Consider the following 9,771-nt stretch of genomic DNA (forward strand, 5'->3'; position numbering starts at 1 on the left):
GTAACGGGTTAGCTGCCCGCACCGACAACGGTGAGCAGGCGTCGGCGAAGCACTGCTGCGGCGACAACGCCGCCGAGTACCGTCGCGACGATCAACAGAGTTGAGATCGCAGTGATCGTGGGATCAATCTGGTTGCGAAGTGTGGTGAACATCTTTACGGGAACCGTGGTATTCGCACCAGCAATAAATGACGAGATCACGACTTCGTCGAAGCTCACGATGAAGGCGAACAGCCACGACACCGCCAGGTGCGGAGCAAGTGTGGGCAGGAGGACTCTGGTGAGCACCGTCGCTCGCCTCGCACCGAGGCTTGCTGCCGCTTGCTCAATGCGTGGATCGACCGACGCTACCGCGTTCACCATGATCATGAGGACGAACGGCAGAGCTACTGTTGCGTGTGCGAGGATCAGGCCCGGCAGCGTGCCAATCAGATCGAGCTTTGCCCAGAAAAGGTAGATGGCAACGGACAACACTATGGTGGGCACCACCATAGGTCCCATCGAGATCCCACGCAGCATTCGGGAAAATCGGCCAGGTCGTCTGGCGACAGAGTGCGCGAGCAACGACCCCGAAACGACTGCGAGCAAGCTTGCGAACAAGGCCACAACTGCGGACGTCTGCAACGCCTGCATCCACGACTCGTCGGTGAAGAGCCGTTCGTACCACTGCAAGGAGAAGCCTTCCGGCGGGAAGGACACCCCACGGCCACCCGAGAACGACATCGGTACAACAATCGCCACAGGGGCGATGAGCCAGATAAGAACGATCACTGACCAAACGGCAAGCGCAATACGCCCAATCATGTGGTTCTCCTAGTGACGAGTTTTCCGACCAGGCCTATGAGCCCCGCTCCGCTCAACAACACGACGGAGATCGCTGATGCCAGCGCCCAGTCAGGCGTCGTATTGATGAGATTTGCGAGCACCGTTGGCAGCATCTGCACTCTGCCTCCGCCAAGGATCGCCGGGGTGATGTAGAAGCCGAACCCAAGTACAAATACAAGGAACATGGTTGACACAACCGTCGGCACTGTCTGCGGAAAATACACCCGCCAAAACGCTTGGAATGGAGACGCTCCGAGGCTCTGCGCGGCTTGTCCAATGCGCGAATCGATGCCGCTCATCGTCGCAAGCAACGGCAAGATAAGGAAGGGAGCAAGTAGGTTGACTGTGCCGATGAGCACTCCCAAGTCGGTGTACAGCAGCGAGAGCGGCTCAGAGATCACGCCGAGTCGCAGCAAAGCCACGTTCACGATGCCTTCCTTGCCGAGTAGCACGGTCCAGCTATACGTTCGAACGAGGATACTCACCCAGAACGGCAGCACGACCGCAACGATTGCGACGATCTTCCATCTTGCACCGAGTCTGCTGATCCACAGCGCAAGCGGGTAGCCAGCGAGCAGCGAGAACATAGCCGTCAGCCCTGCAATGCGCGCAGTGTTCCCGATCACGTCAGCGTATACAGGCTGACTGAACAGGCGGTCGTAGGCCCCTACTGAGAACCCTGACCCGTCCGTGAGGCTCTGCGGGAGCAGCAACGCGAGTGGAGCGAGGAACGCAAGCCCGAGCAGCACCGTTGCCGGCGTGAGAAAGGCAATGCGCTCCCCGGCCCCCGCCCTCCGCGCGCGCCGGCCTCGGGCCGGCGCGCGGGTAGCTATAAGCGTCGTTGTCATCCGAGCTTCTCGAGCTTGAATTGTGTCCAGCGCTCAGTCACGTCTGCGGCATTCGCTGCCCACCACTCGTAATCGTAGGTCGCCTGCGTGTCTGCGAATGCTGGGTTCGCGGGCATCTCTGCGACGACTTCGGGAGTCAGGCTGCCCATAAGATCCGGGCTCGGACCCGCGACAGGAATCAGTTCCGCCGCGACTGTTTGGTTCTCAAGTTTGCTCATCTCGTGCAGGAGTTGGTTTGCCTGGTCAACATGCTTCGCCCCCTTGGGAATCACGAAGAATGACAGCTCGCGTACAGCATTCTCGAAGCTCACTTGAAACCCGTCGGAAGCACGCACGTTATCCCAGGTCGCTGCGTAGACGGCCTCGTTCGATTCGAGCATCTGCGGGGTTTGCGACGCTGCCTCCCACAGCAGCAGGTCATCGCTCACCGACTCAAGGAAAGCGAGGGCGCGATCGACATCGAGCGGGTAAAGGTCTTCGGGCTTCACACCGTCAGCGAGAAGCGCGATCGGCAAAGCGTAGCTCGAGTATGTCGGGATCGCACGCTTCCCCGGTTGGCGTTCGGTGTCGAAGAACTCCGCCCAAGTGGTGATCGGCTTCGCATCCGCCCTGCCACCCATGTACAGCGCGAAGGTCTGGTATCCAAAGCCATACTCGGTTTTGGCTTCAGCGGTCATGGGTTCGGGATCGATTGCGTCCCAGTCGAGCGGCTGGATCAGGTCTCGCTCGAGGGCCATTTGCACGTTTGCACCGCCGAGCTCGACGAGCTCTGCGGTCACGTTTCCGGACTTCACCATAGCCTCGAGCTTGCCGAGATCGGTGGGGGTCTCTTGCACAAGCTTGACACCGGTCGTCGCTGTGAATGGCTTGCCGTACGCCTCAGCGATTGATTCCCCGCTCGACCCTCCGGACTCAAGAATGGAGATTGAGGATGGTGCTGTACTTGCTCCGTCGTTCTGCGAGCCACAGCCAACGGCTGCGAAAGCGAGAGATGCTGCAAGGCCGAGGCCCACAATGCGTGAGATGTTCATTCGATTGCTCCTGGTGTACTGGGGTCGAGAAGCCACACTGCTTCTGGCGACCAGGTGAGTGCCACGTCTGCGCCGCGGCGAATGATGGGGTGATCGGGTCTGGAGAGAGCCACCCATTGGTGGCCAGATTCGAGCTGGAGGTGGTATCGAGTGTTGCCACCGAGGTAGATCGCATCCCGGACTCGCGCGTGCACGATGCCTGGCTGCGTGGTGCTGTGGGCTGGCTCCACCAGAATGGACTCCGGTCGAATGGTCGCGATCGCTTCATTCCCCGGAAAACGGGGAACCTCGCACGCAAAGCTCAGGTCGCCGTCGGTGAACCGGGCTCCATATCCTTCTCGACTGACCCGACCGCGCACTTCGTTCGAAGTTCCGAGGAAATTGGCAACGAAAGAGGAGACCGGCTTCGCGTAGAGCTCGTCTGGTGTGCCCACCTGCTCGATCCGACCATTGTTTACGATTGCAATGCGATCGGAGAGCGTTAGCGCTTCTTCCTGATCATGGGTAACCATGACAGTGGTAATTGCGAGCGAGCGTTGGAGTTCGCGCAACTCGACCTGTACTTCCTGGCGCAGCTTGCGGTCCAGCGCACCGAGGGGCTCGTCGAGAAGAAGAACCGTGGGGTTGATCACAATTGCGCGCGCAAGTGCCACGCGCTGTTGCTGGCCACCGGAGAGCGCCTGGACGCGACGCGTACCGTACCCGTCGAGACGAACGAGGGCGAGTGCTCGTTCGACTTCTCGCTGGATTGTCGCCCGGTCTTCCCGTCGAACCTTCAACCCAAAGGCAACGTTTTGAGCGACGGTCATGGTTGGGAACAGGGCATAGTTCTGAAACACGAGGCCCATCTGCCGGTGATGAGTCGGAAGCGCTGTAATATCGCGTCCGCCCACCTCTATCGCTCCGGAGCTGGGCTCCATGAGGCCCGAAATTACACCGAGCAGCGTTGATTTTCCCGAGCCGCTCGGTCCGAGCACGGTGAGAAACTCACCCGCTCGCACCTGCAGACTTACGTCATGCAAGGCTTGGACGGACCCATAGCTCACGCAGACGTTGTGCACATCAATTGCGGTCATTGGCGCTTGTTCCTTCGTCGTTGAGGGATAGTTGCCCCGTCCTTACTTAACGTTCATTCAGGGACGTGAGATATACTCTCCCACACACGGGCTCGGTGTCAAGCACCCCGCCCCAAGTTGATTGGAACGCCATGCCCAGCCTCAAGACTGGCGCGAGCTCAGCGAACGCGACCGAGCCCCCGCACGCACACCCGAACACGAACGCGTCCGACGAGACACGCGAACGGATCATCCGGGCAGCCGCTCGACTTTTCTCGGAGCAGGGCTACGCGGCAACCTCGGTAAAGCAGATCGCCGCCGCAGTAAAAGTCTCAGCGCCAGCCCTCTACTGGCACTTTTCGTCGAAGAGCGACCTGCTCCACGCCGTCATCCAGAGCACCCTCACTCGCTTTCTCGCGTCCGCGCGCGCAGCAGTCGCCGAGGCGGGAACCGAACCGCACGAACAGCTCGCAGCGATAGTAAGGATGTACGTGCGCATCCAGCTCACGGAAGTGGATGACGTGGCGGCCTACTCGTCGCTCTACGCACCTGGACACCTCTTCACCCACCTCCCCAAAGAGGCACACGACGAGCTGCGCACTCTCGAGGCAGAGGTATTCAACATCATCAGGCTCCCAATCACCTCCGGAATTGAACGCGGCGTATTCACCGCGCCGAGCGCAACGGTCGCAGCGCACGCGATCGTTGGTGTCATCGAAAACCTGCCAGTCTGGACACGTCAAATTGACTCCCCCGACGAGGATCGCCTAGTGCGGGCACACCTCGAGATCGCGGAACGTATTGTCGGCATCGCCGACGGCAGCACGATCACCGGCCCGCCTACCCGCGGGGCTTTGCCGACACGGTGACGGTTGACACAGGATGGATCCGCTCGTAACCTGCCTGAATGAACGTTAAGTCAGGCAGTGGCGCGACGATGCCCCACCCGCACGAACCAGTACCCACCTCACCGAGCACCGAGACGAGCCCGCGTGCGCTCACCCCGCGGCGGGTCGTCGTCTTCGGCGGCGCCGGCGCAATGGGCGCCAAGGCCGTCGAAACCCTCGCGGCAATGCCCGAGTTCTCAGAGATCGTCGCGATCGACCTCGACGCATCCGCACTCGAGCGGCTCACGGCAGTTGCGGCACACGTGCGCGTTCTCGCAATGGACGTCCTCACGGACGACATCGCAGCTGCGCTTGACGGCGTGTGGGGGGTCGTGAGCGCGCTCGGGCCCTTTACGCGCTTCGGCGAGGTGACGCTCGGCGCAGCGATCGCGGCAGGCTGCCACTACGTTGACATCAACGACGATTGGGAACCAACCCTCACCGCGCTCGAACACGGCGAGGCTGCAGCACAGGCCGGCGTCACCGCCCTCATCGGCATGGGCGCGAGCCCCGGAGTGTCGAACCTCCTCGCAAAGCTCGCAGCTGAGCAGCTCGACGAAACCCACGAGCTTCTCACGGGCTGGCCGATGGGCACGCTTGCGCCTCCCGAGCCGAGCGGCCGTCCCAACGCAGCCACCCTGCACTTCGTCCACCAGACGACGGGCACCGTGCGCGTCCACCGCGACGGCGAGGCACAGCTCGTCGCGCCGCTCGAGAAGCGCACGATCCCCTACCCAGGCTACGGCGACCTCAAGGCCTGGATCATCGGCCACCCCGAGGCCGTGACGCTCCCCCGCACGTTCACGTCGCTGCGAGTGTGCGAGAACCTCGGCACGGGACCCGAGTGGGTCTTCGACCGAATTCGGGAAATCGCGGCCCGTGTGGATCGCGGAGAGCTCACGCAAGCTGACGCTGCACGCGAGATCGAAGCCGGCTTTGAGCGACCTGCGGCACTGCAGCACAGCGCACGGCCCGAGCGATCGCGCCCAGCCCCAGGACTCTGGGCGTGGGCCGGCGGCATCGTTGCAGGCGCTCCAGCGCACGTCGCAGCCGAACTCACACGTTTTCCAGCTGACGGCATGGCAGGAGCTACCGCGATTCCCGCCGCCATCGGGCTACAGCTCATTGCTCGTGGACTGATTTCACAGCGTGGGGTCGTCACCCCCGAGGAAGCTGTTCCGCCCGCGGAATTCTTCGCTGAGTACGAACCGTTCTGCACCAATGCCCGTTTCGAAGACGAGTCGACGCCGCTCGTCACGATAGGCAGAAGCCAAAATTAGAGCGCACGTGTGGGCCTGGCCCACCAACAGGCTGGCCCGCACGAGCTCCGGCACTATCCCCGCCCGGTGAACTTGTCCATCGACGAGTACACGTGGAAGACCTTGTCGGCGACGACGTCCCAGGCGCGTGTCGGGAGGATGCCGCGCGCGATCATCGCGAGCTTCACCGTCCACGGCCGCAGCACGAGCGGCGTACCCTTGCGCATCCCGGTCCAGGCCGCGCGCACCGCATACTCGGGCTTCATGATGGGCGTGAGCAGGGGCCCGCGGGCGCCGGCGAACATGCCTGTCGAGATGAAGCTCGGGCAGAAGGTGGTCACGGCCATATGCTCGTGACCCTCACGGGCAAGCTCGAGGCGGAGCGACTCGGCCCAGCCGATCATCGCCCACTTCGAGGAGGCGTACACGCTCATCCGCGGGTTCGCGAGGGTGCCCGCGGCTGAGGCGATGTTCAGGATCCGCTTCGGGCGCGAGCGATCCGCGATCATCGCGGGGAGGAACTCGCGCGAGATCCACATCGGCGCGAGCGCGTTGATCCGCATCGTGAGCTCGATGTCGTGCTCTTGGTCGTGCTCCCAGAAGAGCGCGCCGCGCACGATGCCGGCGTTGTTGACGACGATGTCGGGTTCGCCGAGCTCCGTGCGGGTGCGCTCTGCGGCGTCGCGCACGGCCTCGCGGTCGGAGACGTCGACGATGAAGGCGCGCACGTCGGGGCCTGGCCCGCCGCGCTTCCCCGCGCCCCGACTGAGTTCTGCCGCGAGCGCCTCTGCGCGCTCCGCGTCCATGTCCCAGAGCGCAATCGCGCGTGCGCCCTCACGGGCTGCGCGGCGCGCGTAGAGCTCGCCCATGCCGCGGGCGGCTCCGGTGATGAGCACGGTGGATCCTGGGATGACCGGCTGGGGGTTTGACTTCGTTGCCATTTCCACACACTATCTCTCGCGCAGGTCGCGAGCTAGACGAGTTTGCCCGGGTTCATGATGCCCGCCGGGTCGAGTTCCTGCTTCACCGCGCGGAGCACGCGCACGCCGAGTTCGCCGATCTCTGCCGGGAGCATGGCGGCGTGTTCGGTGCCGACCGCGTGGTGGTGGGTGATTGTCGCACCCTGGGCGAGGATCGCCGCGTTTGCGGCGGCCTTCACCCGCTCGTACTGCGCGACCATGTCGTCCTCGGCGGCGGCGATGAACGTGTAGTAGAGGGACGCTCCGTCGCGGTAGACGTGCGAGATGTGCCCCTGTACCGCTGCGGGCTTCGCCTCGCTGCCGCCCGGCCCGCCGGCGAGCGCGCCGCGGATGGCCTCGGCGACGGCCGTGTGCGTCTCAGCGAGCTTGCTCCAGGTCGCCGCGGTCTCGAGGGTATCGACCATCACCCCGATGGTGAGGAGTTCGTCGCGGAGCCGGGGCGAGCTGAAGCGGCCGCGATCCCACGCCTGCGCGGGCGAGGTCGTCGCAGAGACGGCGCCGTGCGCCTTGAGGATCTTCGCGGCCCGCTTGTGCCGCCGCTTCGTGTCTGCGTCGGTGCCCTCCCAGACGCCGAGCAGCAGCGCGGGGGTGTCGATGCCCCGCGAGGAGAGCCAGCGGCGCAGCAGGCGCACCGGGGTGCCGTCGCTCTGGGCGAGGGTGAGCTCGGTCTCTTCCTCGTCGCTGAGTCGGCAGACGTCGGGCAGGTCGCCCTTCGCGCCGTCCTGCGCGAGCGCGCGGATCGCGGCGGCGCCGGCCTCGAACGAGGAGAACGCCCAGGCGCCGTAGGTCTTTTCGGTGACGCGTCGGCTGATCGCGACAGTCACCTCGGTGATAACCCCGATGGTGCCCTCGCTGCCGATGACCAGGTGTTTGAGGTCGGGGCCTGCCGCGGATGCTGGCGCGCGCCCGCCGAGCACGAGGGGGCCGCTCGGGGTCTCGAGGGTGATGCCGGTGATGAGTTCGGCGATGGCGCCGTAGCCGGTCGAGGCCTGGCCGGCCGAGCGGGTCGCTGCGTAGCCGCCGAGGGTAGCCTGCTGGTGCGACTGCGGGATGTGGCCGAGCGTGAAGCCGCGTGCCGCGAGCGCGTGCTCGATCTCGGGGCCGCGGATGCCTGGCTCGAAGGTCGCGGTTCGGTCGGTCTCGTTGAGCTCGATGAGCGCGTTGAGCCGGGTGAGGTCGAGGGCGATGACCGAGGCGTGGCCGCCACGGAGCGGGGTGACGCCGCCGACCACACTCGATCCGCCGCCGAACGGCACGACCGCGATGTCGTGTGCGAGGCAGGCCGCGAGGATGTCACGGACCTCGGAGGTGGCGCCGACGCTCACGACCGCGTCCGGCACGGCAAGCGGGCGCGCCTCGCGCTGGCGGATGAGGTCGGGCGTGTGCTTGCCTGCCGCGTGCTGCATCCGGTCCGCGGGATCCTGCGAGACCGTTCCCGTCGCTGCGGCGCCGGCAAGCGCGCCAAGCGCGTCGTCGGTGAGCGTTGAGTCGGGAAGGTCGGCGGCGGTGACCTCGGGAGGCGGCCCCGCGACCTGCGCGTTGGGGTCGATGCCGAGGCGCTCGCCGAGCACCTTGCGCGCACCCTCGGGCAGCACGCCGCCCGCAGTTGCGGGCGCCCAGCCCCACCACGGTGATACGGGAACGCTCTCGGTAATATCAGCAGCCATACGTTACAGTGTGACACATGGATGCACATCGTCACAGGGGCAATTCGATCGCGGCGCGCGACGAGGCCATCCTTGACGCCGTTTCCGAGGGTCTCAGACGGTACGGACCGCGCAAGCTCACCGCGCAGGACGTCGCCGACACGGCCGGCATCTCCCGCATGACGCTGTACCGGGCGATGGGCAGCATGGACAACGCGATCCTGCTCGCGCTCACCCGCGAGTTCTCGCGGGCCGTCGCCGAGCTGCGCGCGGGCCTTCCCGACACTGACGGCGCCGCGAGGCTCGCCGTGTTCCTCGGCGCAGGCGCGCGGGTATTCGTCGAGTCAGAGCTCATCGCGTCGGTGCTCGCGCACCAGCCCGAGCTCGTCGAGCCCTACCTCAGCGGGCGGCTCGGTCGCAGCCAGGAGATCGTGCTCGCGGCAATCGAACAGCTCATCGCCGAGGGCCGCGCGGACGGATCAGTGCCGGATCACGCGCCCTCCGCGCTGACGCTACTGCTCCTCGTGCGCGGGGTCGCGCTCGGCGCACCACTCATGCACTCGACCACGGACTTCATGCGGGCCTGCGCAGAGCTCACCGACACGATCGCCGCTGCGCTCGGAGCGCGGCCACTCGGTTCCATGCTCCTCGACGAGTCACTGCCCGATGCGGCGCTGACCCCGAGCGAGGCGACTCACACCTAAACGACAGGGCTGGCACCGCGCCAGCCCAGAACGGGAGCGGCATGCTCGACGCACGACCAGGAGACCTGAACGCTGCGAGCCGCGCCCGTGCGCTCGCCCACATCACCGAACACGAGGTCGACGTGCTCGTCATCGGCGGCGGCATCACCGGCGCCGGCGTCGCGCTCGACGCCGTCACCCGCGGCCTGTCGGTCGCACTCGTCGAGGCGCGCGATCTCGCGAGCGGCACGAGCGGCTACAGCTCGAAGCTCGTCCACGGCGGGCTGCACTACCTCGCGAAGGGCGACGTCGCCCTCGCGTGGGAGTCCGCGGTCGAACGCGAAGCACTGCTGCGCCGGATCGCGCCGCACCTCGTGCAGTCGCGCGCATTCCTCGTCCCAAAGTTCCGCGACGGCGGCATCCGCGGCAGGATCGAGGACGCGCTCACGGAGATCGGGATCCGCCTCGCCGACGTGCTGCGCGCCCTGAGCCGGCTCCCCGCGAGCGTGCTCCCCCGCCCGCGCCGGGTCGACGCCCGGGCCGCAAGGCTGCTGGCGC

General features: G+C 65.5%; 10 protein-coding genes. 4 read left to right on the forward strand and 6 right to left on the reverse strand.

Going from position 1 to position 9,771, the window contains the following annotated elements; all coding sequences use genetic code 11:
• Positions 1–8: 8 nt before the first annotated feature.
• From AUL38_RS12325 to AUL38_RS12340, 4 genes are read right to left on the reverse strand one after another with little or no spacing between them, the layout of a single operon-like run.
• Positions 9–803, reverse strand: coding sequence for an ABC transporter permease (locus AUL38_RS12325; protein ID WP_059062651.1), 795 nt, complete (start codon positions 801–803; stop codon positions 9–11).
• The gene (locus AUL38_RS12330) at positions 800–1,672 is read right to left on the reverse strand and encodes an ABC transporter permease (RefSeq protein ID WP_083506850.1); all 873 of its coding nucleotides are present in this window, start codon (positions 1,670–1,672) and stop codon (positions 800–802) included. The genes AUL38_RS12325 and AUL38_RS12330 overlap by 4 nt, the downstream gene beginning before the upstream one ends.
• Positions 1,669–2,703: an extracellular solute-binding protein gene (locus AUL38_RS12335; protein WP_059062655.1), complete on the reverse strand. Its 1,035-nt coding sequence runs from the start codon at positions 2,701–2,703 to the stop codon at positions 1,669–1,671. Before AUL38_RS12335 ends, AUL38_RS12330 begins: the two co-directional genes overlap by 4 nt.
• Entirely contained in the window at positions 2,700–3,779 is a 1,080-nt protein-coding gene (locus AUL38_RS12340; RefSeq protein WP_059062657.1) for an ABC transporter ATP-binding protein, read from the reverse strand. The genes AUL38_RS12335 and AUL38_RS12340 overlap by 4 nt, the downstream gene beginning before the upstream one ends.
• A 131-nt stretch (positions 3,780–3,910) precedes the next feature.
• Here AUL38_RS12340 and AUL38_RS12345 point away from each other — a divergent pair, with 131 nt between their 5' ends.
• Together AUL38_RS12345 and AUL38_RS12350 are read left to right on the forward strand one after the other, a co-directional pair.
• Complete coding sequence (locus AUL38_RS12345; protein WP_059062660.1) at positions 3,911–4,627, forward strand: TetR/AcrR family transcriptional regulator; 717 nt, start codon at positions 3,911–3,913, stop codon at positions 4,625–4,627.
• A 38-nt stretch (positions 4,628–4,665) separates the two neighbouring features.
• Positions 4,666–5,925: a saccharopine dehydrogenase family protein gene (locus AUL38_RS12350; RefSeq protein ID WP_059062662.1), complete on the forward strand. Its 1,260-nt coding sequence runs from the start codon at positions 4,666–4,668 to the stop codon at positions 5,923–5,925.
• Between the two features lie 53 nt (positions 5,926–5,978).
• On the opposite strand, the gene AUL38_RS12355 is transcribed toward AUL38_RS12350, so the two are convergent.
• Together AUL38_RS12355 and AUL38_RS12360 are read right to left on the reverse strand one after the other, a co-directional pair.
• The gene (locus AUL38_RS12355; protein ID WP_059062664.1) at positions 5,979–6,845 is read right to left on the reverse strand and encodes an SDR family NAD(P)-dependent oxidoreductase; all 867 of its coding nucleotides are present in this window, start codon (positions 6,843–6,845) and stop codon (positions 5,979–5,981) included.
• Positions 6,846–6,877: 32 nt separating this feature from the next.
• Positions 6,878–8,551: an FAD-binding oxidoreductase gene (locus AUL38_RS12360; RefSeq protein WP_059062667.1), complete on the reverse strand. Its 1,674-nt coding sequence runs from the start codon at positions 8,549–8,551 to the stop codon at positions 6,878–6,880.
• Positions 8,552–8,568: 17 nt separating this feature from the next.
• Here AUL38_RS12360 and AUL38_RS12365 point away from each other — a divergent pair, with 17 nt between their 5' ends.
• Positions 8,569–9,234: a TetR/AcrR family transcriptional regulator gene (locus AUL38_RS12365; RefSeq protein WP_059062669.1), complete on the forward strand. Its 666-nt coding sequence runs from the start codon at positions 8,569–8,571 to the stop codon at positions 9,232–9,234.
• Positions 9,235–9,275: 41 nt separating this feature from the next.
• The coding region (locus AUL38_RS12370) for an FAD-dependent oxidoreductase (protein ID WP_153006585.1) at positions 9,276–9,771 on the forward strand (496 nt) is incomplete at its 3' end.

The sequence above is a fragment of the Leucobacter sp. G161 genome (assembly GCF_001482305.1).
Lineage (GTDB): Bacteria > Actinomycetota > Actinomycetes > Actinomycetales > Microbacteriaceae > Leucobacter.